Genomic DNA, 23837 nt, shown 5'->3' with positions numbered 1-23837 from the left:
CCTCCCCGCCGCTGAATTCGGTCACACCCGTCGCATGCTCGGCGCACCCGATGCCGCCGACGCTCCCCGAGGCCTGGTCGGCAACACCCCGGTGCTGTGGATCGGGGAACCGCTGGCCGCCGCCGATCGTGGATTCTGGGCCAAGCTGGAAGGATTCAACCCTGGCGGGATGAAGGACCGGCCCGCTCTGCACATGGTGCAGAAGGCGCACGAACGCGGCGATCTGGTGCCCGGCGCCCGCATCGTCGAATCGACCAGCGGCACCCTCGGCCTGGGACTGGCGCTGGCCGGGATGGTCTACCAGCACCCGGTGACCGTGGTCACCGACCCGGGGCTGGAACCGATCGTTGCGCAGATGCTGGCCGCCTACGGCGCCACCGTCGACCTGGTCACCGAACCGCACCCGGTCGGCGGCTGGCAGCAGGCCCGCCGCGAGCGCGTAGCCCAGCTCCTGGCCGCCGAACCCGACGCCTGGTGCCCGGATCAGTACAGCAACCCCGACAACGTCGAGGGCTACGAATCCCTGGCCTTGGAGCTGCTCGAACAGCTCGGCACCGTCGATGTCCTGGTGTGCGCGGTCGGCACCGGAGGACATTCCGCTGGTGTGGCGCGGGTCCTGCGCCGCTACAACCCGGACATGAAACTCGTCGGTGTCGATACGATCTCCTCGACGATTTTCGGCCAGCCGGCCGGGCCGCGCCTGATGCGAGGGCTGGGTTCGAGCATCTTCCCGGCCAACGTCGAATACGACGCGTTCGACGAAGTCCACTGGGTCGCCCCGGCGGAATCGGTGTGGGCCTGCCGCAGACTAGCGGCTACCCATCACGCGACCGGCGGGTGGAGTGTGGGCGCGGTCGCGCTGGTCGCAGGGTGGGCCGCCCGCGTCGCCGCGCCGTCCACTCGGATCGCCGCGGTATTCCCCGACGGTCCGCACCGCTACTTCGACACCATCTACAACGACTCCTACTGCGCTGAGCACGGGCTGCTCGACATCGACCCACCGCTGGCCCCCGAGGCAATCGACCACCCGGGCGAACGGGTCGTGCAACGGTGGACCCGCTGCACCACGGTGGTCTCGCCCAGGGCTGTGGCCGAAGGGCAGCTCGCCTCATGACAGTGGTCGCAAAATTCCGCAGCTTCGACCTGCCCGCACGGCTGCTGATGATCAACCAGTTCGGCATCAACCTCGGCTTCTACATGCTGATGCCCTATCTGGCCGGCTACCTGGCAGGTCCCCTGGGGCTGGCCGCGTGGGCGGTCGGCCTGGTGTTGGGTGTGCGAAACTTCTCCCAGCAAGGCATGTTCCTCATCGGCGGCACCCTGGCCGACCGGCTCGGATACAAACCGTTGATCGTGGCCGGATGCCTGCTGCGCACGGGTGGCTTCGCCCTGCTGGTCTTCGCCGAGTCCCTGCCCGCGGTGCTGATCGCCTCGGCGGCGACCGGCTTCGCGGGAGCGTTGTTCAACCCGGCCGTGCGCGCCTATCTGGCCGCTGACACCGGTGAGCGCCGGGTCGAAGCGTTCGCGGTGTTCAACATGTTCTATCAAGCGGGCATCCTCGCCGGACCGCTCGTCGGACTGGCTCTGATGGCGGTCGACTTCCGCGTGACCGCCGGTGTGGCGGCGGCCGTGTTCGCCGCGCTGACCATTGCTCAACTGTTCGCCCTGCCCGCCCGGCGTGGCGAGGCCCCGGCCGAGAAGACCTCGGTCCTCGACGACTGGCGCCGGGTCATCTCCAACAGGCGATTCCTGGCGTTCTCGGTGGCGATGATCGGCTCCTACGTCCTGTCGTTCCAGGTTTATCTGGCGCTGCCGCTGCAAGCGGAATTCATCGCCGGGGCACGCTCGCAGACCTTGGTCTCGGCACTGTTCGTGGTCTCCGGCGTGGTGGCCGTCGCTGGTCAGCTCCGCATCACCGCCTGGTTGCGTGCCCGCTGGGGGCCGGGAAAGAGCCTGGTCGCCGGCATGGCAGTGCTCGCGGCGGCGTTCATTCCGTTGATCATCGTGCCCACACCGGGACTCTTCGGCACCGTGGCCGCAGTCACCGCCCTGCTGATGACGACCACGCTGTTGGCCATAGGAACCGCGGCGGTATTCCCGTTCGAGATGGACACCGTGGTTTCCCTATCGGGAAACAAGCTGGTCGCAACCCACTACGGCTTCTACAACACCGTCGTCGGTGTGGGCATCCTCGTCGGCAACCTGGCCACCGGCACCCTGGTCGGCGCTGCGCGCGAGGCAGGACTGGATTGGGTCGTCTGGGCGGGCTTGACCGCGATCGGCGTCCTCGCCGCCTACGCCCTGGCCCGGCTGGAACGCACCGACCGCACCACCACGCCCGAGCACGTCACCGGTCGCCATCGTCTGCCCAGCGGACGTCACCGGCTCACCGAACCAGCCGTCAACGGCTCTGATCCGGTGACCACCCCACTGCGACGTCGACCCGTCCACGGCGTCGAGCCGGTGAATCGATTCGGTGCAGAGACCCGGCCGACGGCGCAGTCCGACCAGCGCACCTACCGCCGACAGCCGGTACCACCACGGCTACGGCCAGCAGCCGGTGAAGACCGACTCGGTCCAGCACCTCGTGTCCCGAGTGGCGCGCCACGCCCATGGCCGACCTCGGAGCCCGAGCGGCGCGGACACCGCCGGGTCGCACCGCCCGCACCCCGCCCGCACCCTTCCGCCGAAGACCGGCGCTCGCGCTACCCCGCCGCCGGACCGGAAACCAGGCGGTGAGGCTCGCCTGGTTTCACAGCCAGGCTGGTGACGGCATCGAGCGCCGGGGCCCTCCCACAGGGTCCCGGCTTTGCGACCGTTCGACACCATCCACTGAAGGACACATGACATGACAACAGTTCTGCGGCGCCTCGCCATCACCCTCGGCGCCGCTGCGGCCGCCACCGTGCTGGCCGGCGGCATCGCCTCGGCGCATCTGGGAGTCGAAGCCCCGGGCGCCAAGCAAAACGCCTCGGCGGTGCTGACCTTCCGCATCTCCAACGAATCCGAGCAGGCCTCGACCACCGCGTTGACCGTCGAACTGCCCGGCCTCAAAACCGCGCGCACCGAACCGATGCCTGGATGGACGGCCACAGTGAACCGGGATGCGGCCAAGATGGCGACCTCGGTCACCTGGACCGCGGAACCGGGATCCGGGGTCGGCCCGGGACAGTTCCAGCGGTTCGATCTCTACGCCGGTCCGCTGCCGAGCAAGGACAAAGTCGCCTTCCGTGCCGTGCAGACCTACAGCGACGGCAAGGTCGTCACCTGGGATCAGCCCAGTACCGACGGCGCACCCGAACCGGAGTTCCCGTTGCCTGTCCTGGCTCTGGCGGCCGCTCCTGCCGGTGACGGACACTCCCACAACACCACCGAGGCCGCCCAGGGCGAGCACGAATCCGCGACCGGCACCGATTCGACGACCCGCTGGATGGCGGTCGGCGGGCTGGGCCTGGGCGTGATCGCCGCGGCCACCGCGGCGGCCGCACTGGCACGTGGCCGCCGCACATCTCGATAGTCCCTGAGCGACCAGCGGGTGCGGTGCGGACAAACAACCGCACTATCACTCGCTGGTTGTTCGGTGCCCGCACGGCTGCGCTCGCCACGGTAAGGGAGCCTCGAATACCAGATCGCGCAATCCGCGCCTGTTGGTGGCGGCAACGAGGGCGTGCATTGGAACAGTGGAATCCGCCGATTTCGTGATTCGCGGGTCGCCTGTGCGATCTACGGGATCGCTTAGTAGGATCGCCGCGTGATCTTCGCACCGATGACCCCACGACGAGTCGCGCTGCTGCGGCTCGCGGTGGTGCTGTCGGCATTTGTCGGGATCGCCCTCGCGCACGGGACACAGTGCCAGACCGGCATGCCGATGGGGATGACACACTCGGCCGCCGTGCTCAGCGGCGTGACCGGTCACTGCGGTGCACAGGTCGATGATTCCGATATTCACCAGCATGACAACGGCCTCGATTCCGAGGTGGCCGCAGAGGCAACCAATACGTCGCTAACGCCGGTCGATGATGCCGAACATGCCCCGACGGTGGGTCTGGCAATGGCATGTTTGGCGGCATTCCTGGCGTTGCTGGCGACATTCGCCTTTCCACGTAAGGAAATCGTCGCCATTGTGCTTCGGCGGACTCAGGATATGGGGATGACAGGGGTGCGGTCGGCCCTGCCGCGTGCACCGACTTTGGCTGAACTCTGCGTGTCGCGGACATAGGAGCGGGCACCGGGATGTGTCCGATCTTGTGATCGTCTCGGGTTTCGCGCCGACGCTCCGTCGTCGGTGTGAGCTGTCATGCCCGTCTCTTTTCTCTTCTCGCAGGAGTCTTTTGTGAATCTTTTTCCTGTTCTGGTGACCGGCTTGTTCGCCGGCGGTGTGTCCTGTGCTGCCGTGCAAGGTGGCCTGCTCACCGGTCTGATCACCCGCCAGCGCGCCGTCGCGGCGGTGGGTACCAGGGCGCCGTCGGCCACGCCCGCCGCCAACGGTGTACGTGTGACAAGGACGCAGCCGCGTTGGGGCCAACGCGTCGTTGACGATCTCGTCCCGGTCGGCGGGTTTCTCGCCGGGAAACTGTTGTCGCACAGCGTGCTCGGTGCGGTTCTGGGGGTGGTCGGTGGTGCCGTGCAGTTGTCGACCGGTGCCCGGACCTGGCTGCAGATCGGCGCCGGGCTGCTGATTATCGTCTTCGGTCTCGCGCAACTGGGCGTACCGGGGTTCCGGGGTATCGTGATCGAACCACCCGCGTCGTGGATGCGGGTACTGCGTAAGCGGGCGCGTTCGCAGGCCGCGGTAGCACCCGCGGTCCTGGGCTTCTCGACGGTCCTGATTCCGTGCGGGGTGACACTGTCGGTGGAAGCGCTGGCCTTGGCATCAGGGTCCGCGTGGTGGGGTGCGGCGATCATGGCGGTCTTCGTGTTGGGTACGAGCCCGCTGTTCGCGATACTCGGATACGCCGCCCGGGTCGCGGCCACCGTGTGGCGGGGCCGGCTGGCCCTGGCCACCGGTGTCGTGGTTCTCGCGATGGGCTTCTACACCCTCAACGCAGGCTTGGAACTCGCCGGTTCGCCGCTGGCGGCCAGCCGGATCGGGGAGTCGATCGGATTCGAACCTCCAGCGGCAGATGCCTCGGCCGCCGTCGTCGCCGACGGTGTGCAGACCCTGACGATCACCGCGAAGACCGGCTCCTACGGTCCGCAGAACATCGAAGCTGTCTCGGGCGTCCCAACCATGCTTGTCGTCAAGACCAACGGGACACACGGATGCGTCCGGTCAATGGTTTTCCCGAGTCTCGGCATCACCACGACACTGCCCACCAGTGGCGAAACCCGCATCGAACTGGGCACTTTGCAGCCCGGCCGCATGGACTACACCTGCGGTATGGGCATGTACTCGGGCATGATCACCATTCTCTGAAGGGACAACTCCGCATGACAACCCACCTTTTTCGGATCGAAGGCATGCACTGTGGCAGTTGCGCACTGCTCATCGACGACACCCTCGAGGACCTGCCCGGCGTCGGCGGTGCGCAAACCTCGATGAAAAAGGGGCTCAGCACAGTGGAGCTCGATGTCGCGGTCACCACCGCCGAGGACGTGATCGCCGCGATCACCGAGCTCGGCTACACCGCGGTAGTCACCCGATAGTTATGGGACCGGCCAGGGTTGCGTCAGCAGGTCGGCGTTGATCTGCTGACGCACCCACAACCCCAGCACCGCAACCACGGCGACGATCCGCAACGCCCGTCTCAGTCCAGGGCGCACCGCGATCTGTAACCAGCGGCCGGTGAGCACTCCGACCGCGCCGCGGGCCAAGGCAAGGACGACAACGACAGCGAGTACGAGGATGCCGGGGTTGTAGCGCAGGGACTCGGACAGATCGCCCGCCAGCAATAGGTAGGTGGCCCGGGTCCCGCCGCAGAAAGGGTCCATGAGCCCGAGGAAATGCGTTGGTCCGTGCAGATCAACCGATGGCACACCGACAACCCTCAGCGCCGTGGCGCCGACTACGAATGCGAGAGCGGACAGTGTCAGCCACTGTAAGTGGTCACCACCGGGCCGATTGTCCGTGGCGGGGACTATGGACCGGCCTGCCATCATCGACTCCTACACCTTGACGTGGATACGGAAAAAGTAATTCACCGGACGCCGACTACCGCGCGATCGCCGACCGAGGGCCGATTTTCCTCCCCGCGATCGGCGGCCCTGGGCGCGTTCAGCTGCCCAGCGCGCAGACACCGATCCCACCCGCCGCGGCCAACGTCGCGATCATCGGGCCCAGCACGACCGCGGCGATAGCGGCTGAGGCGGTGACACGACTCATCTGGGTGGGTGCGGGGGGCTCCGCGAGGCGGTGGACCCGATCGACGAGACCTACTTCGGTCGCCGCGACCGAAGCCGTGCCGTGAGAGTCGGCCAGTGTCACCAGCGCCTCACAGACTGTGATGGGTCCATAGATGTCGGCGGCCGCGTCATCGGCGATCATCTCGATAAGCCGTGCCACCTGCGCGGCACCGGTGGCGAACAACTCGATCCGGGGGAACACCGAGGCGAGTGCGCGCGTGAAGGCAAGCAGAACGTGGTGGCGTCCACGCAGGTGGGCGCGTTCGTGAGCCATGACGGCGCCCAGTTGCTCCTCGTCGAGAGTTGCCACGATGCCCTGGGTCAACACGATCGTGTGCGGGTTCCCCGCCACCGAATATGCCGCCGGTTCGGGATGATCGAGCACCACCGCGTCGTGACGGTGATGACGGCGACCGACCATCCGTGCCGCCTGCGCGTGCTGGTGTGTCACCGATCGAGCCCGGACCAGCGAACGGCTCAGCCGCCACACCGCGACCACAGCCGCGAGCACCGCAAGCCCCGTCAGCGTCCACAAGCCGACCTGGACTGCGGCTCCGTACGAGCCTGCCGCGGCGTCGTGTAGCTGTCTGAAACAACGTCCGAGATCCAGATGCTGATCGGCGAGCAGATCCCGAACGATATCGACGCCGAGGAAAACCACCGCGACCACCCAGGACAGCAGTACCGAGACGATAGCGCTCAGCCAGGCCACGAGGCCCAAGCGTGGATGTTGCCCGTCGCCAGCTGTGCGCAGCAAAAGCGGCGGTGCCAACACCGCCACGACCACGGTGTAGGCCAGTAGACACAGCGCCACACTCATGACATTCCCCGCAGTGCCTGAGCATCGAAGACCACGACCGTACGCACAGACATCGTTGGCACCGATTGGCTCCTCTGCCGGATCGAGATACAGGCGTTGCACCACAGAATTTGCGGCTTGCGAACATACTATCGGCACCCGAAGGCACCGAATGATCGCGCTGCCGCGGCGCCGGCGCTGATCATCTGCCGGGCAGTTGCATTCCACCAACCTCTTATCTACTATCTACTGACGTAGATAGTACTTGCGCCGTTCACGGCGCGGGCGCCCCTAAGAGCCAGGGGTGTTGGCCACGTCCCTCGGCGCGCGATTCCCTCATCTCGCGCGCTCGGGCCGGCCTGCGGGAGTGGGGGCGACGACTCGTGGCGTCGCCCTCGCTTCTGTTTCCTGGGGATCTGGTGCGCGGTGGCAAGCATCGGCGTTCCGGCCGAGTAGTCACCAGCGGCATCGCGAGATACCCTTGGGGGGTATTATTGGAACTGGGCGGTCGGAGACACCGCAGTGCTAGGAGATGATCAGCCATGACCACCACAACCGTGTCCGTGACTGGAATGACCTGCAGTTGCTGCGCGAATGCAGTGCAGAAAGAAGTCGGCAAGATCCCGGGTGTCACTGCAGTGGAGGCCGACTTCGCCAGTGGGCACGTGACCATCGACGCGACGGGTGCGGTCGAACGAAGTGACATCGCCGCGGCTGTCAACGAGGCCGGCTATCAGCTTGCCGACTGACCGGGCCCGTCGATTTCATTACCTGTAGCCAGATTCATCGCAGTACGGATCGGAGTCAGCGGTGGGCACCACGACGCAACCATCCACGCGGATCGAGTTGGCGATCGGTGGCATGACCTGCGCGTCGTGCGCCAATCGCATCGAGAAGAAACTGAACAAGCTCGACGGGGTCACCGCCACGGTCAACTACGCCACCGAGAAAGCGCGCGTGGAATACTCCAGCGACCTCACGCCCGAGGACCTGGTCGCGACGGTCGAGGAAGCCGGCTATACCGCCGAGCTTCCGGTCTCGAAGGTCGGCAATGGAAACGCCTCAGCACCTGATCGCGAAGGCGACGACCCGACGGCCTCGCTGCGCCAGCGTCTGCTCATCTCGCTGGTCCTGACCGTGCCGGTGATCGCTATGGCGATGATTGCGGCACTGCAGTTCACCAACTGGCAGTGGCTGTCGCTGACACTGGCCGCGCCGGTAGTGATCTGGGGCGCCTTGCCCTTCCATAGGGCGGCCTGGACCAACTTGCGCCATGCCACCGCAACGATGGATACCCTCATCTCCATCGGCACGCTCGCTGCGCTCGGCTGGTCGGTGTACGCACTGTTCTGGGGCACCGCCGGTACACCGGGAATGACGCACCCATTCGAGCTGACCATCGCTCGTGAAGGCGGAGCCGGCAACATCTATCTGGAGGTGGCAGCCGGGGTCACCACCTTCATCCTCGCCGGACGCTACTTCGAGGCCCGCTCCAAGCGGCAGGCCGGCGCCGCGCTGCGAGCATTGTTGGAGCTCGGCGCCAAAGAAGTATCGGTGTTGCGCGAAGGCAAGGAGGAGCACATACCCGCCGATCAGCTCGCCGTCGGTGATCTGTTCGTCGTGCGCCCCGGCGAAAAGGTCGCCTCCGACGGTGTCGTCGTGGAAGGTTCGTCGGCGGTTGACGCCTCGATGCTGACCGGTGAGTCGGTGCCGGTAGAAGTCGGCGTCGATGACGCGGTGGTCGGCGCCACTGTCAATGTCGGCGGCCGGATCGTGGTGCGAACGAGCCGGGTCGGCTCCGACACCCAGCTAGCCCAGATGGCCAGGTTGGTGGAGGAGGCCCAGAACGGCAAGGCCCAGGCGCAGCGGCTGGCCGACAAGATCTCCGGGATCTTCGTACCCGTCGTGATCGCGCTGTCGGTGGCGGCTCTGGGATTCTGGCTGGGTACCGGGGGTTCGGTCGCCGCGGCCTTCACCGCCGCGGTCGCCGTGCTGATCATCGCCTGCCCCTGCGCGCTCGGCCTGGCTACCCCTACGGCGTTGATGGTCGGTACCGGCCGCGGTGCGCAGATGGGCGTGCTGATCAAGGGGCCGGAGGTGCTGGAATCGACCCGGCGGGTGGACACCGTGGTGCTGGACAAGACCGGGACCGTCACCACCGGCAAGATGAGTCTGCTGAAGGTGTATGCCGCCGACGGCGAGGATGAGCTGCGGATCCTGGAACTGGCAGGAGCACTGGAGGATTCCTCCGAGCACCCGATCGCGCAGGCGATCGCCAAGGGTGCCCGTGACAAGGTCGGCGTACTCGAACCGGTGCAGGGCTTCGCCAACGTCGAGGGCCTCGGTGTGCACGGTGTCGTCGGAGGCCATGCGGTCGTCGTCGGGCGTCGCCGACTGCTGGCAGAGCACGCGCAAGACCTCGACGCGGACTTGGCGCGAGCCATGGCCACTGCCGAATCCGAGGGGAAGACCGCGGTCGCGGTCGCCTGGGATGGGACGGCGCGTGGTGTCCTGGTAGTGGCCGATACGGTGAAACCAACCTCCGCCGAAGCGATTACACAACTGCGTGCGCTGGGACTGACACCGATGTTGCTGACCGGAGACAATGCTGCCGCGGCGCGGGCCATCGGCGACGAGGTCGGCATCGAACAGGTGATCGCTGAGGTGCTGCCCCAGGACAAGGTCGATGTCATCAAGAATCTGCAGGCCCAGGGACGGGTCGTGGCCATGGTCGGTGACGGCGTCAACGACGCGGCGGCACTGGCCCAGGCCGACCTCGGCCTGGCCATGGGCACCGGCACCGATGTGGCGATCGAGGCCAGTGACCTGACCTTGGTCCGGGGCGACTTGAGGGCCGCGGCGGATGCGATCCGGTTGTCCCGCAAGACGCTCGGCACCATCAAAGGCAACCTGTTCTGGGCATTCGCCTACAACGTCGCCGCCTTGCCGCTGGCCATGGCAGGTCTGCTGAACCCCATGCTGGCGGGTGCAGCGATGGCGTTTTCCTCGGTGTTCGTGGTGAGCAACAGCCTGCGTCTGCGCCGTTTCCGCTCCAACAACAGCTGACCACGATCACCGCCGTGCTGTCGTCCCTCGGCGGGACCTCTTATGCTGAACCGCCCCAATTCGGGGGCACCAAGCACGTGTGGTCAGGTGGCTGTCTGCTAGCGGCGGCAGGTCAGTTGATGTCGATGGTCCCGTCGAAGATCAGCGGTGTCGCACCCGGTTGGCATCCACGGAAGCTGGTAGTCGGCATCGGGACTCCGTAGCCGATCCGGTTCGGTTCCCCGCTGACACCCTTGGTGACGGTGATCTGGATGGCCATCGAGTCGGGTGCGAACACCATGACCGGTTCGGCAGTCGTGATCGGATAGATCAACGAGACGGTGTTTCCGTTGATCGTCAGACAGGTCACCGGGCCGGTGACGCGCACCGGTAGCGGCATATTCCCCATCCGCCCGCTCGCAACGTAAGTGCCTGAGGCTGGGCCGTCACCGGTGCCGTGGGCATCGATGCGTAGCACGTTGATGCCCAGCACCTGCATGTTGCCGCTAATCGAGACCGAGCCAGGATCAGCGGCGGCGTGTCCAGCACTCGCGGCTATCGCCGCGGACGCCAGAGCAGCGGATACGGCGAGTCGAGTGAGCCGAATAATCATCGATGTGCCTCCTCAGTGGATCCTCCTGCGAAGCACATACCCTGCATGACAGTGTTGAAGCTGACCGGTATTCCCGGGACACATCGCGGCCGATGGCGACAGGATCTGACTCCGCTGTGGACACCGGGACAGACCGCTTGCCAGTGCGCAGCCTGCGCCCAACGCTGCGCTCATTCTTCGACAATTGCGGCGAAGGCTTCGTCGCAGGAGTTACCTTCCTCGCTGGTGCTGGAGGATCTATCAGTGAGATCAGGCCAAATCGACCGAGACGACCTTGGCAGCGCCGACTGCCTTCTCGATCCACGCTTTCGTTTCCGCGGACACCTCTTTGTCGACCCGGAGAATAACGGTGGCACCTCCGGGATCGACATCCTGGGCCAATTGGGCAGCCTTGATGTCGACTCCGGCCCGGCCGAGAACCGTTCCGATGTAACCCAATTGGCCCGGGCGGTCCTCGTAGTTGAGCACGGCCAGGTTCAGGCCCTCGGCGCGCATGTCGTAGTTGCGGCCGTTGATGTTGACGATCTTCTCGACCAGGTTCGGCTCGGTCAGCGTGCCGGCCACGTTCAGGGTCGAGCCGTCGCCGAACACCGCGCGCAGGTCGACGACGCTGCGGTGGTTCGGGCTCTCGGTGGCGGTGGTGACCTCGGCGGTGATGCCGCGCTCCTTGGCCAGCGCCGGGGCGTTGACGAAGGTGACCTGGTCCTCGACCAGCGCCGAGAACACCCCGCGCAGCGCGGACAGCTCCAGCACGGCCACGTCCTGCGAGGCCAGCTCGCCGCGGACCTGCACCTCGACGCTGACGGGCAGCTCGTTGGCGATGGCGCCCAGCAGCGCGCCCTGCTTGCGGACCACGTCCAGCCACGGCGCGACGACGTCGTTGACGGCGCCACCGGTGACGTTCACCGCACCCGGCACGAACTCACCGGCCAGCGCCAGCAGCACCGACTTGGCGACATCGGTGCCCGCGCGGTCCTGGGCCTCGGCGGTGGAGGCGCCCAGGTGCGGGGTCACGACGACCTCGGGCAGCTCGAACAGCGGGCTGTCGGTGCACGGCTCGGTCTCGAACACGTCCAGGCCGGCGGCACGCACGTGGCCGGACTTGATCGCGTCGGCCAGCGCCTGCTCGTCGATCAGGCCACCGCGCGCGGCGTTGACGATGATGACGCCCGGCTTGGTCTTGGCCAGGGTCTCGGCGTTGAGCATGCCCTTGGTCTCGGGCGTCTTGGGCAGGTGGATGGAGATGAAGTCGGCGCGCTCGAGCACCTCTTCCAGGCTCAGCAGCTCGATGCCCAGCTGGGCGGCGCGCGCGGGCGAGGTGTAGGGGTCGTAGGCGACGATCTTGGTCTCGAACGCGGCGAGACGCTGCGCGAACAGCTGGCCGATGCGGCCGAGGCCGATGACGCCGACGGTCTTGCCGAGGATCTCGACACCGTTGAACTTGCTGCGCTTCCAGGTCTTCTCGCGCAGGGTGGCGTCGGCGGCCGGGATCTGGCGCGCGGCGGCGAGCAGCAGGGTGACGGCGTGCTCGGCGGCGGTGTGGATGTTGGAGGTCGGGGCGTTGACGACCATCACGCCACGCTCGGTGGCGGCGGGCACGTCGACGTTGTCGAGGCCGACGCCGGCACGGGCGACGATCTGGAGCTTCTTGCCCGCCTCGAGCACCTCGGCGTCGACGGTGGTCGCGGAACGCACGAGCAGCGCGTCGGCCTCGGGCACCGCGGCGAGCAGGGCCGGGCGGTCGGGGCCGTCGACCCAGCGAACCTCGACACCGTCACCGAGCGCGTCGACGGTCGACTGGGCGAGCTTGTCGGCGATCAGAACTACAGGACGGCCTGCTTGGCTCACTGTGGGGTACTCCTCTTGGCTGGGTTCGACGGCGAGTACATGTCGAACGAACGACAGTATCTACGTAGTTAGACAGTAGATACGGGCGAAGGGTACAGCAACCGATCCGAGGTGTGGCGCCCGCCATGCACTGCCGGGCAACCGCCCTGAGCCTGCATGGGGAGGACCGGTCTGCATGACCGGCTGACTCCGCCGATCCGCCGATCCGCCGCGGCGCCGCGGCGCCGCGGCGCCGCGGTTTCACGCTCCGGCAGCCGGGTAATGCACCGACGACCAACTGGACTTGTCGTCGAGGAGGAAATTCTTGGGTACCGTCGCTGAACTGCTCGACTCGTATCCGGCCGATCTGGGACAGGTCGACCGGAAGGTGCTTGCCACGTGCATCGAGCGATGTTTCGAATGCGCACAGGCCTGTACCGCCTGCGCGGATGCCTGCTTGAGCGAGCCGGGCGTGGCCGAAATGGTCAAATGCATCAGGTCCGATCTCGACTGCGCCGACATCTGCGACGCCACAGGAAGAGTGGTGTCGCGCCACACCGGCTACGACGCGAACGTGACCCGGGCCGTCCTCGAAGCGTGTGCCGCCGCGTGCGCGAGCTGCGCCGATGAATGCGAACGCCACACCGCCCACGAACACTGCCGGGTCTGCGCGCAGGCATGCCGACGCTGTGAAGTGGCGTGCCGGGAGTTGATAGCAGCACTCGGCTGAGGCGAGACTCGGTGCACCCCGGTCAGTCGATCCCACATATCCGGCGCAGACGCCTCAGCCCCATCCCTGCCGATGACGAGCGCCCGAGAGCAAGGACTACGGAGGAGCAGCGTAGATCCGGCGGCGGTGGCCAGTGGTTTCCGCCATGCCTTTCTGGCTTCGAGCGCAGAGACGAGCGCCGCGGATATCAAGGCCGACAGCATGACCGTCCCGGTGGCCAGCTCTGCCGACCGGGCCGAGCTGCCAGGCCACGAACTGCGCCGACCACAATATCGCCGGTAGCGAGACGGCAGCCACCGTAGCTGTCGACACCCGGGGCGCCCAGGCTGCGAACGCCGCGACGGGGCTTGGACGACCAGCCCGGCAACGGCGGCCACCACGGCCGAGGGGCGGGTGAAGTTCTGCACCGTTTGCGCGAGAATGGCCAACCCTGTGGCGAAGGCGGTGATCGCATTGACGGACAGTCGCCGTCGCATCAGCAGCAGCGAAATCGGCAGCACAATCAGCGCGGTAGCGACCAGATAGGCGCCGAGTCCAGCCTGGGCTGGGATCTGGGTGGCGTAGTGCTCGGGGTGCCTTCGGGGAAGTCGCGGACCGCGTGCAGTCGCGCGTCGGCGGTTGAACGCGGAGGCGTAGCTGAGGGCGAAGCCGATGATCGTGGTGATCGTGATGGCGGCGATGACCGCGGGCGCTGCCCATGTCGGTGCTGACGGCTGTTTGATCTGGGTCGCGCTGCGGGCCGGAGAACAGCAGGGCCGCTCCAGTGAACAGGAGAAGGTGGGTCGGGCTGAACAATGCGTCGAGCCCGGACTCGACTCCGAATCTGATGTGCCACCCCATGTCTGCGACTCCGGCGGCGGAGAAGACACCGACCCCGGCCAGGGGTCAGCCGTATCCTGGGCATCGACGCCGCCGCCGAGTTCAGAGATCGACCTTGCGTTGCGTCGCCGCACGCCCATCGCCAACAGTAAGGCAGCCGCGGAGGCGACGCCGGAATACAGCAGCAGATGCACCAGGTGAAGAACGAGTCGGCCAAGTCCAGGTAGTGCGCCCGTCCAGATGCACCGCCACCACGATCCAAACGCTGGTAGCGGCCATGGCGAGGTCTTCACTCCGGGTGCTGTGGGCGGTTCGCGACCCGATGCCGACGCGGCTACTCCATCGCGTTTTCACCACGGTCAGGCCTCTTTCCGATGCGATGCGGGCCTAGTGACCCACGTCGCCCGCTATGCCCCTAAGGAGTATGAACTTGAGCACCATACCCCTACCCCCTAGGGGTTTACCTTCGATAGTCGAGGTCGTATCGTCTTCCCTCGGAAAGCAACGCCACCACAAGGAGACTCGGCCATGAGCACCACTACCACCGCGAGCACCTACGTCGCTTCGGGCATGTCCTGTGGCAGCTGCGTCGGCAATGTCACCGCCGCACTCGGCAAGCTCTCCGGCATCGACGACGTCGACATCGATCTCACCACCGGTGCGGTAACCGTCACCGGCGCCAGCGCCGCAGACGCCGCACAGATCCAGGCCGCCGTCGAACGCCTCGGCTTCGAACTCGTCCAGAGCTGACCCCCGACCGGTCGTCGTGTCATCGACCCGCTCCGACGACACGACGACCGAGAATCGGGGGCCTCGCAGCGTCCCGGGACGGCCGCCATCCTCAGCTACATCCGGTGCCCCGCACCGACACAGGACCAGAAGGACCCCCGATGAACTCGCTATTTGCCCACCGCGACTACCTGCGGTTGTTCACCGCGCAGATGACCGCGTTGTTCGGCGCCGGCCTGACCACCGTCGCCCTCGGACTGCTCGCCTACGAACTCGCCGGCGCTGATGCCGGCGCGGTCCTGGGCACCGCGCTGACCATCAAGATGCTCGTCTACGTCACCGTCGCCCCGATCGTTGCCGCGTATGCCGATCGGTTCCCGCGCAGGCTGTTCCTGGTCACACTCAACATGATTCGCGGCGGCGTCGTGCTCGCATTGCCCTTCATCGATCACATCTGGCAGATCTATGTCCTGATCGCGATCCTGCAAACCGCCTCAGCCGCGTTCACTCCGACCTACCAGGCCGTGATTCCCGACATCCTGCCCGACGAACGCGACTACACCCGAGCGCTGTCGGCCGCTCAGCTCGCCGCGACCATGGAAACGCTGCTGAGCCCGATGCTGGCCGCGGCCGCGTTAACCCTGATCAGCTTCCACTGGCTGTTCGTCGGCACCGCCATCGGTTTCGTTGTCTCGGCGGCCCTGGTGGTCTTGACGCGCATTCCCGACGCCGGTGCAACGACCCAGGGCAGCTTCGCGGACCGGATCGCTGTGGGCATGCGAATCTTCGCCGCCACGCCACGGCTGCGCGGGTTGCTGGGGCTGAACCTGGTCGTCGCCGCGGCAGGCTCGGTGATCATGGTCAACACCGTCAACTACGTCCGCGACACCTTGGGCGGATCGCAGACCGGTGTGGCGATGCTGTTGGCCGCCAACGGCTTCGGAACGATGATCGTCGCGTTGTCGCTGCCGCGAGTGCTAGACCGCACCGGAGCCCGCCCGGTGATGCTGGTCGGCGCGGCGACTCTGATTCTCGGCCTGGGCGCGGCCATCGCCCTCTCGACCGCCGATACCGGTCAGTGGCGGTGGGCTGCCGCGAGCGCGGTATGGGCGCTCGTCGGTGCCGGCACCGCTGGCGTGCTCACACCGACTGGTGCGATCCTGCGGCGCTCGTCGCAGCCGGCTGATCGTGCGGCACTGTTCGCCGCGCAGTTCTCGCTCTCGCACCTGGCCTGGCTGCTGACCTACCCGATCGCGGGATGGCTGACCAGCGCCACCGGATTCACTACCACCTGGGTGGTGCTGGTGGCAATGGCCGGGCTCGGCGCCGCGGTCGCGGTGCGGAACTGGCCACGCAACGAACCCGCCGAGATCACCCATCTGCATGAGGTTGGCACTATTGATCCCGCCCGGCTGGTCGGCGCGGTCCGCATCAGCGACCGTATCTATCAGCACACCCACCCATTCGTCATCGACGACGCCCACCGACGCTGGCCCCGCGAAGCACGCGAACCAGTCCTCGTCGGATAGGCGAAAAGTGACATCCAGGATCAGCACCAGGGCTCTGAGCATGTGATCGAGAAGGACAGTGGGGCCGCACAACCGAGTGCGGCCCCACCCTCTCGAAAAAGACGAGATAACAATGCACACTTTCGCTGCGGCGATCCTGCGGGTCGCCCGCCATCCAGCCACCCGAACCGCCGCTGCCTGCGTCCTGGCTTGCGGCGCCGAAGCCCTCCGCGTCGCGCTCACAGCCCGGCCGGTCACGCCTCAGCGGCGCTCCGACTCCGCAAGCCCGTAAGTCCGGTAGGGCACGGGAGGCCACGGGGCCTCCAGGGTGCCGGACGCGCTCACTTTTGTCCCAGCAGTGTCTCCATCTGGGCGATCTCTTCCTGCTGTGATGCCACGATGGTCTCTGCCATTTGTTTTGCCTGTGGGTTGGTTCCAGAGGTGATCTCGGTTTGGGCCATCTCCAACGCTCCGCGGTGATGATCGATCATCATCTGCAACCACATCTTGTCGAACTCCGGCCCCGCCATCGTCTCGAGCGAGGACATCTGCTCCGGTGACATCATGCCGGGCATATCGTGGTTCATCGCGCCGTCGGCGGGGTCCGGCTTCCCCGCGCTCGCCAGGAGGGATTGAATCTGGGTCATCTCAGGCTGCTGGGCTGCCTTGATACCGGCCGCGAGGTCGATAACCTGCTGGTCCTGGGACCGTGAGGGCACCAGCTCTGCCATCTGCACGGCCTGCTCGTGGTGCGGGTACATCATCTGCAAGAACGTCACGTCGGCATCGTTGAAGGCTCCCGCCGGGGCGGTGGTGTTGGTGGCTGCACTCGTCGAGACGGCGGGAGTCGTAGAAGAATGATGGACCGGTGCGGAGTCGTCGTCGTTCCCGCAGCCGGCGACGACCAGGGCGACCAACCCAATACACGGAATAAGCCTTCGAGCAATGATGGAACGTCGAGACATGTGAACTCCTCGGAGTCGGGACATGACCTTCACGTCGAAACACAGACCGGCGGGCCCCCACGGCCCAAGACCTGGCCTGCGGGAGAACATCGGCGGCACCCGGCGGACAGCGCAGCACAGCCTATCGCTTCGGGCTCGTTCACATCGGCATGGACGGGAACATCATGTTCCACATGTCGCGGAGCATATTCATCATCTGCATGCACATCCCTGGCATCACACTCACCTCCTCGCGCACACCCCCACATGGCCACGACTACCCCCGACCACTGGAAATATGCTCTCCACGCCTCCTGCTCCAGCCTCGACGACTGGTCAGGCCGGTTCCAAACCGGCACGGATCACTGTGACCAGGCGGGCTACCGCGGCGACGGACGATGCCGCTACCGCAGCATCCAACGCATGCAAGCAGTAGGCGGCCAGCTCGCCCGCGGGTGCATCTGTCCTCACCGCACCGGCCGCGGCAGCCGCGGCCACCGCATCGGTCATCAACTGACGCAGCCGTTGTTCAGCATGGTCGACGTGCGGGCCACTGTGGGGCACCATCGCGCCGAGATCGCTGTCGTGCCGGTGCCTGGATTCGCGAAGAATCCGCGCATAAGTGCCCAACACAACATCCAGTCGTCGCGACGGGTCGTTCTCGGCCTCGCTCGCCGCTACCAATTGCTCCAGGTGGTGGCCGATCTGGCGCTCATGCCAGGCGGCGAGGATGGCGCCTACGTCGGGGAAGTACTTGTACAGCGTTGCCCGCCCGATCCCGGCCTGCTCGGCGATCCGGGACATCGTCACCGACGCGACCCCGTGCTCTATTGCCAACCGCGCGGCAGCGTCGAGGATCGACTCCCGCACCGTGCGGCGGTGCGTGTCGATCGTCTCGGTCCACAACTTCGGCACCCGCCCAGGATACATACTGCCGTTAGTGTAGACAGATTGTTCTTAACAGAGACATACTGTCTTTAAAAATTGTTGCGCTCCAACCGAAGGACTCTTGATGACCAGCAGCTCCCTGCAACGCCCCCACGGCCCGAGAACGCCCCGCTGGGTGAAAGTGGTCGGTGTCGTCGTCGCGCTCACAGTGGCGCTGCTCGTCGTCGGGCTGCTCGTCAGCGGCGGCCAGCACGGGCCGGGGCGACACGGCCAGTCGGCCGCGGTGTCAACCAGCGAGGAGCTTGTGCGGTGATGAGCCCGCACGGGCGCAAACTCGCCCTCACCGTGCACGTCAGCGTCTCGGTCGGTTGGCTCGGCGCGGTCCTCGCCTTCCTTGCCTTGGCCGTCGTCGGGGTCACCAGTTCCGACGTGCAGCTGGTGCGTGCGATCGACCTCGTCGCCCGACCGCTGGCGTGGTGGGTGCTTGTGCCGCTGTCGGTGGGCTCACTGGTGACGGGCATTGTTCAATCCCTGGGCACATCATGGGGCCTGATCCGGCACTACTGGGTGCTGTTCAAACTCGTGCTCAACGTGGTCGCAACGGCGATCTTGATCCTTTACACCCGCACGGTCGACCACTATGCCGCCGTCGCCGCGCGACCAGACTCGACTTTGCTTGAGTTGCGGCCGCCGACTTTCGTTGTCCATGGTGCGGCCGCTGCCATGGTCCTGGCTGGTGCGATGATTCTGGCGGTCTTCAAGCCTCGTGGTCTCACGCCGTATTGGCTACGCACACGACAGGCCGCAACAGAAGGGCGAGTCGTGCGGTGATTCTGCGCGCAGTAGGGGACCGGCCCCCGCCCAGCGCCGACACAGCCGCTGGTCGGTCGGTGTGTCGTTAGCTGTGGCTAGCGCCCCAGGGCACGAACCTGCGACACGTGACCTGGGGATCTCGGGCGGCGGTTGCGCCGGTGTTCCGGCGCGGGCGTTCGTAATCCGCATGGCTTCGGCAGTCACGTTGGGCTGCAATAGCCATGCCCGACCGCGCGGCCTGTGGAGAACCTGTGCGGTCGCGGCGTAGGCGGTGTCGAAATCGATGGCCAGCACTGCTTCGACCGGCCCCACGACGGCGCGTTGTTCCCATGTCCGGCCGGTGCGGCTGCGCCAAACGGTGCCTGTGGTGTCGATGACCCACAGTCCCAGAGGATTGGTGCCGAGTTCGACGGTCAGGGGTGGCCGGAGGCGAACAGGTGATCGGCGGCCGGGACGCCGGTCAGTCCCATGAAGTCGTCGTCGGAGGCGCCGATCCGGGTGGTGCGCCTGTCGGAGCCGAGAGCGAATAGGCCGGTGTGGGTGCCGGCCAACAATGTTGAGTCCACGGCCAGGTGCAGTCCGTGCAGGTGATCGAGTGCGGGCATCAACGACACACGGCGAGCGGAACGGCGGGGATGCGGTCGACCTCCAGCAACCTCACGCCCTCATTTTGAGGACCCACTTTCCATGACCCGGTCGCACCGATCGAACACTGCCGTCACCATTCTGGTGGCCGGGTTCGGTTCAGCGCCGCATGGTCCTCGCCGGTCCGCGATCCGTTTGATCGACGCCGACGGGCGGTTGGTGAGTGGCTGCCATGTCCGGCTGTGTGGCGCGCGGGCCGAGAACGTGGGTCTCGGTGGTGGGGTGTGCGTCACGGCCGTCGCGCGTGGCTTGTTGCTGGGATTGTGATCGGTCGAGTCGGTGTAGCGTGAAGGCCGACAGTGCGCCGATAAGGCCGAGTCCCGCCCAGACCGCCCAGTCCGCGCCAGCAGCGCGGGCGGCGCCCACGACAGCGCCGGTCGCGAGATTGCCGGCCAGGATGCCGACACCGACGATCGTGTTGTAGAAGCCGTAGTGGGTGGCGACCAGGTTTCCCGCCCGCCAGCGAGACGACGGTGTCCATTTCGAAGGGGAACACCGCGGCGGTGCCCACCGCGAGCACTGCCGTGGACAACAGCAGCGCGGCCACGGCGGCCGCGACGCCGAACCGTCCGGGCCCGGGCACGGCCAGTAGTGGCAGGAACGCTGCAGACAGGATCGCCATACCCACCGCGAGGCTGCGCCCGGTTCCCCAGCGCGCCTCGAACCATTCGGTGATCCGCAGCTGCCCGGCCACGGCGACGATTCCGGAGACCACGAACAGCGCCGAGACCAACACCTGGGCGTTGGCGCCGGCGAGGTACTCGGCCTGCAGCGGCAGGGCCAGGTACACCTGGAACGACAGCACATAGGAGCCGATCATCGTCAGCGAAAACCACAGAAGCGGCGGTTGGCCGCCACCGCACGCCAATCCTGCATTATCGATGTCAGTTCCCCGGTCGTCCGGTCGCGGCGGGCCGGGAGGGCGAACAGTTGTGCCACGGTCAGGACGGCGAACACGACCGCTGCGGCCGCAGCGGTGACACCGAAGTCGAGGAACATCAGGGCTGGGCCCACGGGGAGAAGCGGGTGACATCGCGGCGGCGGCCGGAGGTGTCACGGATGTAGATGCGCGCCTTCCAGTGCCCCGGCGATCTCGGTGAGCATCGGCTTGCCGGGCACTCCGAGGGGACGGGGTGGTCTACCCCGTCCCACTGTCGTGCTCGGGTGACAAGTCGCCCGAGGTGGCTAGGGCTGATTCGAGTTCGTCTATGTCCCAACGGAATTCCTTCCCCACCCGGATGGGTTTGGGTAGCCAGGCGTGCTTGCCGGGTTGGCGGGCCCAGCGTCGCAGCACTTCTGGGTGGACGCCGAGGTGCTCGGCGGCGGTTCTGGTGTTGACCCATCGACGCAGCGGCACCGGGGCCGGGGTCGTAGGATCGTCACGCATCGGCGCGTCGCTGGCCGTAGTGGACATCGATCACCGATGCGCGGTGCTGGCCGCCGTACCTCAGAGGTGAAGGGCAATCGAGGAGAAAACTCGCGTTCTTCTTCGGGAGGCGGTGGAACGCGCAGTCCCGAAGGCTGTGTGAAACGGAAGGGAGAGTGCTCGAATCGCAGTCATGTGCGCTCATATTCGTGGGCCAGAACTGCCCACGGTGATGGGCTGCGATGACTCCCGATAGCGCTGCTAGAAAATGCACGTGCAGAGGGAGATGGGTAATGCTTGCGTGAAACTGCATCGGGCACCTTTCGGCCCGATCAATGACTCTTCCCGCCTCCAGGAAACCTGAAATTGTGAGAGTTCGCCACCAATTTTCTGCTAGGGCTGAAAAATTGGTGACAACTCGTGCACAGACCGGCGGCTACCGCCTCTGTGACCGATCACAAGATCCGCCTGGTACAGCAGTGGTGGTGCCGCCGCTGCGCAGGCGGATGTCGCTGGTGGCTAGTTGAGTTCGGGCCGCGGACACGCAACTTCAGGCGTGACTGTGATGAGCTGGACGTGGTGGGCGAACAGCCCGTCGGTCATTGACAGCAGGTAGGACGCCGGCTTGCGGTCGGCATCGTAGGCGTGCAGCAGGCATCGTGAGTCTCGCCCATAGGAGACGCTCACGCTGTCTGCCCACAGTCGCCGGGCGTCGCTGATCGGTGTCAGAGCGGAAACGAGCTCTGCTGCCTGTGCTGAGCTTCGGTGACGTCCCAGGGCGGATTTCAGCATCGCAACCGTCCAGGAGCCTTCGGCTTCGGAGTCGACGAGCACACTCTTGCCCTGCTCGCTCAACATCCACACTGCGATCGAGCTGGTGTCGTCGATACGTGGAAAGGCCTCGGCGAATAAGTCATTGCGCGCCAGTACATTCCAGAACGGGTCGATGAAGGCGGCTGGTATGGCGCGGGATTGGAACCGTTCGAGGTTGAGCATGAGCGACTTCTCGGCTCGGACGTACCTGCGCAAGGCGTCGGGTGGTGCCAGCATGACCGCAGGTCCTGCGAGCTCGCGAAGGTGTGAAGCCATGGCTCTGTCCAGGCGGTAGCCGCTGATGATCTTCTCGAGCGTGTCGGGGGGCGGCTTGGAATCGCCGCGTTCGAAACGCCCCAGGTGAACGGCGCTGAGGTTGAGCTCTGCGGCTGCTTGGGTCTGGGTGAGTCCGAGGTCGTCTCGAATCCATCCGATGGTGGTACCGAGGTCGGGGATCGAGACCTGTGGTCGGTTGGGGGCGCGTCGACGTTGGCGTCCCTTGTGGGGTCGTGAAATTCGGTCGTTCATTGCATCTCCCCCCCGGGAGGTGGTGACGGAAGTCACAGATTGAGTGGTTTGAACGGAATATTTCGACTTCGTGACGAGATCGGTCTGCTCGTTGTAGGGACGTTGAGGAGGGATTGGGAGGTGTGTGGGGCAAGTGACTAGCGCAGTTGTGGTCGGCGAAGTTCTGGTGTGTCTGGCGGGTGAGCGGCGAAATATGGATGTTGGTGGCGAAGGGGGTGCGGCGGTGCTCAGTTGGCAGAGGAAGTCGGCCAGTTGTCGATGGTCCCCAGTCGCCGCAGCGACCGATGTCGTTGGTTGGCGAGGCAGGTGACTGCGTTCGGTCCTAGGGGCTGGCACGTTCGTGCACGGCGTGCGGTGGGTGAGCGCTGGCAAAGGGATGTGTTAGGTGCCGTGGTCTCCGTGTAGTCGATGGCTTGTGTCTCCGGGCTACGGGTTGGGGCGGCTCTTTGGTGGTGTGTAGTTGTCTGGCCAGCGGGTGGCCTCGTTGTAGTAGACGTTTGTGAGGTTGGCTCCGGTGAGGTTGGTTCCGGTGAGGTTGGTTCCGGCGAGATTGGCCTCGATCAAGTCTGCGTTGGTGAGGTCCGCGTCGGTGATGAGGGCGTCGGTGAGATTCGCCGTGGCCATCCGGGCGTCGGTGAGGTTCGTGCTGTCAAGAAATGCTCCGGTGAGGTTTGCGGCGCCGAATTCGGCACCAGTGAGGTTGGCGAAGGAGAAGCCCGAGTTGGTCAGGGTTGCGCCATGGAACCATGCCTTGGTGAGGTCGCCGGAGTAGAACGTCGACTCGTTGAGGTTCGCGAAGTCGAACGAGGTCCCGGTGAGCTTGGCGTTGTTCAGTTTCGTTCCGGCCAAGCATGTCCGTGCGAGGTCCAGCGGGCTGTGACCATCCCGCCTCCTTATCACGGACACCACCGCTGCCACATCAGAAGGAGCAGGCATAGTTCGGGTCGGTATGTCGCAGGTGGTTGCTGAGGTGTGGGTGCGCAGGAAGGCCGAGAGCACCGCGAACACCGTCTCGTGATCGGCAGGTGAGTCCTTTGCAAGGCGTTCGAGGAGGTATATGCCGCCCAGCCGGATATCGACCTCGTCGGAAGTCAATGCTTCGACCGCCTTCTGAAAGCGGTCGGTGACCGCCACTTGCTGCGACAGCCCGTATTGGTTGTTGGTGGCCTGCAACGATTGGCTGGTAAACCAGAGCGCGGCGATCGCCGCGACGGTCGTTGTGATTGCGGCGACTTTCGTCCATCCCGGCCACAGGACTAGCCCGTGCAGTGCGCGCTTGATCGGGGATGGCTGTGCTGGCGGTGGGGTCGGCGGTCTCCGTGATTGGTTGCGGCCGGCGACCGAAGTTCGGCGCCTGGGCGATGGTGTGCTTCGCATCGACATGGTTCTCCCCTCGACAGCACAGCTCGTCACGCGGGACTCAAACGT

At 66.0% G+C, this 23837-nt stretch carries 22 protein-coding genes and 2 pseudogenes; 14 read left to right on the top strand and 10 right to left on the bottom strand.

The features are described 5' to 3' along the window. The first annotated feature begins 34 nt into the window (after positions 1-34). The 6 genes and pseudogenes from EL493_RS23715 to EL493_RS23690 all read left to right on the top strand — a co-directional run bounded on the left by EL493_RS23715 (position 35) and on the right by EL493_RS23690 (position 5646). Positions 35-1114 carry a PLP-dependent cysteine synthase family protein gene (locus tag EL493_RS23715; RefSeq protein WP_019050293.1) on the top strand — a complete coding sequence of 360 codons (1080 nt, stop codon included), beginning with the start codon at positions 35-37 and terminating at the stop codon, positions 1112-1114. Next, positions 1111-2352: pseudogene (locus EL493_RS23710) on the top strand (MFS transporter); the annotation flags it as partial. The gene EL493_RS23715 and the pseudogene EL493_RS23710, both read left to right, overlap by 4 nt. A gap of 496 nt (positions 2353-2848) precedes the next feature. Then, the gene (locus EL493_RS23705) at positions 2849-3517 is read left to right on the top strand and encodes a YcnI family copper-binding membrane protein (RefSeq protein ID WP_019050291.1); all 669 of its coding nucleotides are present in this window, start codon (positions 2849-2851) and stop codon (positions 3515-3517) included. 234 nt (positions 3518-3751) lie between these two features. Beyond that, positions 3752-4219 (top strand): hypothetical protein, encoded by a 468-nt coding sequence (locus tag EL493_RS23700; RefSeq protein ID WP_022566057.1) that lies wholly within the window; start codon positions 3752-3754, stop codon positions 4217-4219. Positions 4220-4297: 78 nt separating this feature from the next. After that, positions 4298-5416, top strand: a complete 1119-nt coding sequence (locus tag EL493_RS23695) for an urease accessory protein UreH domain-containing protein (RefSeq protein WP_022566058.1) — start codon at positions 4298-4300, stop codon at positions 5414-5416. 14 nt (positions 5417-5430) lie between these two features. After that, complete coding sequence (locus tag EL493_RS23690; RefSeq protein ID WP_022566059.1) at positions 5431-5646, top strand: heavy-metal-associated domain-containing protein; 216 nt, start codon at positions 5431-5433, stop codon at positions 5644-5646. Here EL493_RS23690 and EL493_RS32490 read toward each other — a convergent pair whose 3' ends face one another. Both EL493_RS32490 and EL493_RS23680 read right to left on the bottom strand, forming a co-directional pair. After that, positions 5647-5931, bottom strand: coding sequence for a DUF2752 domain-containing protein (locus EL493_RS32490; RefSeq protein ID WP_019050287.1), 285 nt, complete (start codon positions 5929-5931; stop codon positions 5647-5649). 283 nt (positions 5932-6214) lie between these two features. After that, positions 6215-7162, bottom strand: a complete 948-nt coding sequence (locus tag EL493_RS23680) for a M56 family metallopeptidase (protein WP_019050286.1) — start codon at positions 7160-7162, stop codon at positions 6215-6217. Between the two features lie 521 nt (positions 7163-7683). On the opposite strand from EL493_RS23680, the gene EL493_RS23675 reads away from it, so the two are divergent. Then, positions 7684-7890, top strand: coding sequence for a heavy-metal-associated domain-containing protein (locus EL493_RS23675; RefSeq protein ID WP_022566061.1), 207 nt, complete (start codon positions 7684-7686; stop codon positions 7888-7890). A 112-nt stretch (positions 7891-8002) separates the two neighbouring features. Continuing rightward, a complete protein-coding gene (locus EL493_RS23670) occupies positions 8003-10207 on the top strand; it encodes a heavy metal translocating P-type ATPase (protein ID WP_126406466.1) in 2205 nt (734 codons plus the stop codon). Between the two features lie 112 nt (positions 10208-10319). Here EL493_RS23670 and EL493_RS23665 read toward each other — a convergent pair whose 3' ends face one another. Both EL493_RS23665 and serA read right to left on the bottom strand, forming a co-directional pair. After that, positions 10320-10799, bottom strand: coding sequence for a hypothetical protein (locus tag EL493_RS23665; RefSeq protein WP_022566062.1), 480 nt, complete (start codon positions 10797-10799; stop codon positions 10320-10322). Positions 10800-11048: 249 nt separating this feature from the next. Further along, positions 11049-12647 carry a phosphoglycerate dehydrogenase gene (serA, locus tag EL493_RS23660; protein WP_019050282.1) on the bottom strand — a complete coding sequence of 533 codons (1599 nt, stop codon included), beginning with the start codon at positions 12645-12647 and terminating at the stop codon, positions 11049-11051. Between the two features lie 304 nt (positions 12648-12951). On the opposite strand from serA, the gene EL493_RS23655 reads away from it, so the two are divergent. The 4 genes from EL493_RS23655 (at position 12952) to EL493_RS23640 (ending at position 16433) form a co-directional block, all read left to right on the top strand. Then, the gene (locus tag EL493_RS23655) at positions 12952-13356 is read left to right on the top strand and encodes a four-helix bundle copper-binding protein (protein WP_022566063.1); all 405 of its coding nucleotides are present in this window, start codon (positions 12952-12954) and stop codon (positions 13354-13356) included. A 651-nt stretch (positions 13357-14007) separates the two neighbouring features. Next, positions 14008-14376, top strand: coding sequence for a hypothetical protein (locus EL493_RS23650; protein ID WP_022566064.1), 369 nt, complete (start codon positions 14008-14010; stop codon positions 14374-14376). Between the two features lie 327 nt (positions 14377-14703). After that, a complete protein-coding gene (locus tag EL493_RS23645) occupies positions 14704-14925 on the top strand; it encodes a heavy-metal-associated domain-containing protein (protein ID WP_019050281.1) in 222 nt (73 codons plus the stop codon). Between the two features lie 140 nt (positions 14926-15065). Beyond that, on the top strand, positions 15066-16433 hold the full coding sequence (locus tag EL493_RS23640; RefSeq protein ID WP_019050280.1) for an MFS transporter: 1368 nt from the start codon (positions 15066-15068) through the stop codon (positions 16431-16433). 320 nt (positions 16434-16753) lie between these two features. Here the strand turns inward: EL493_RS23640 and EL493_RS23635 are convergent, their stop codons facing one another. Both EL493_RS23635 and EL493_RS23630 read right to left on the bottom strand, forming a co-directional pair. Then, entirely contained in the window at positions 16754-17377 is a 624-nt protein-coding gene (locus tag EL493_RS23635) for a DUF305 domain-containing protein (RefSeq protein ID WP_232017251.1), read from the bottom strand. 315 nt (positions 17378-17692) lie between these two features. Then, positions 17693-18271, bottom strand: a complete 579-nt coding sequence (locus tag EL493_RS23630) for a TetR/AcrR family transcriptional regulator (RefSeq protein WP_019050277.1) — start codon at positions 18269-18271, stop codon at positions 17693-17695. A 97-nt stretch (positions 18272-18368) separates the two neighbouring features. Here EL493_RS23630 and EL493_RS23625 point away from each other — a divergent pair, with 97 nt between their 5' ends. Next, positions 18369-18557: a hypothetical protein gene (locus EL493_RS23625; RefSeq protein WP_019050276.1), complete on the top strand. Its 189-nt coding sequence runs from the start codon at positions 18369-18371 to the stop codon at positions 18555-18557. Then, the gene (locus EL493_RS23620; protein WP_022566066.1) at positions 18557-19075 is read left to right on the top strand and encodes a hypothetical protein; all 519 of its coding nucleotides are present in this window, start codon (positions 18557-18559) and stop codon (positions 19073-19075) included. The genes EL493_RS23625 and EL493_RS23620 overlap by 1 nt, the downstream gene beginning before the upstream one ends. Before the next feature lie 395 nt (positions 19076-19470). Here the strand turns inward: EL493_RS23620 and EL493_RS33920 are convergent, their stop codons facing one another. The 4 genes and pseudogenes from EL493_RS33920 to EL493_RS23595 form a co-directional block, all read right to left on the bottom strand. Next, positions 19471-19662 carry a hypothetical protein gene (locus tag EL493_RS33920; RefSeq protein ID WP_022566068.1) on the bottom strand — a complete coding sequence of 64 codons (192 nt, stop codon included), beginning with the start codon at positions 19660-19662 and terminating at the stop codon, positions 19471-19473. 139 nt (positions 19663-19801) lie between these two features. Further along, positions 19802-20716, bottom strand: a pseudogene (locus EL493_RS23610) (MFS transporter); the annotation flags it as partial. An 871-nt stretch (positions 20717-21587) separates the two neighbouring features. Then, complete coding sequence (locus EL493_RS23600) at positions 21588-22409, bottom strand: helix-turn-helix domain-containing protein (RefSeq protein WP_022566072.1); 822 nt, start codon at positions 22407-22409, stop codon at positions 21588-21590. A 426-nt stretch (positions 22410-22835) separates the two neighbouring features. Continuing rightward, positions 22836-23582 carry a pentapeptide repeat-containing protein gene (locus EL493_RS23595; protein WP_022566073.1) on the bottom strand — a complete coding sequence of 249 codons (747 nt, stop codon included), beginning with the start codon at positions 23580-23582 and terminating at the stop codon, positions 22836-22838. Between the last annotated feature and the right edge of the window lie 255 nt (positions 23583-23837).

The sequence above is a fragment of the Nocardia asteroides genome, from assembly GCF_900637185.1.
In the GTDB taxonomy this organism is placed as follows: domain Bacteria; phylum Actinomycetota; class Actinomycetes; order Mycobacteriales; family Mycobacteriaceae; genus Nocardia; species Nocardia asteroides.
The sequence above is the reverse complement of the archived record's forward strand: the minus strand, read 5'-3'. Positions and strand labels throughout refer to the sequence as shown.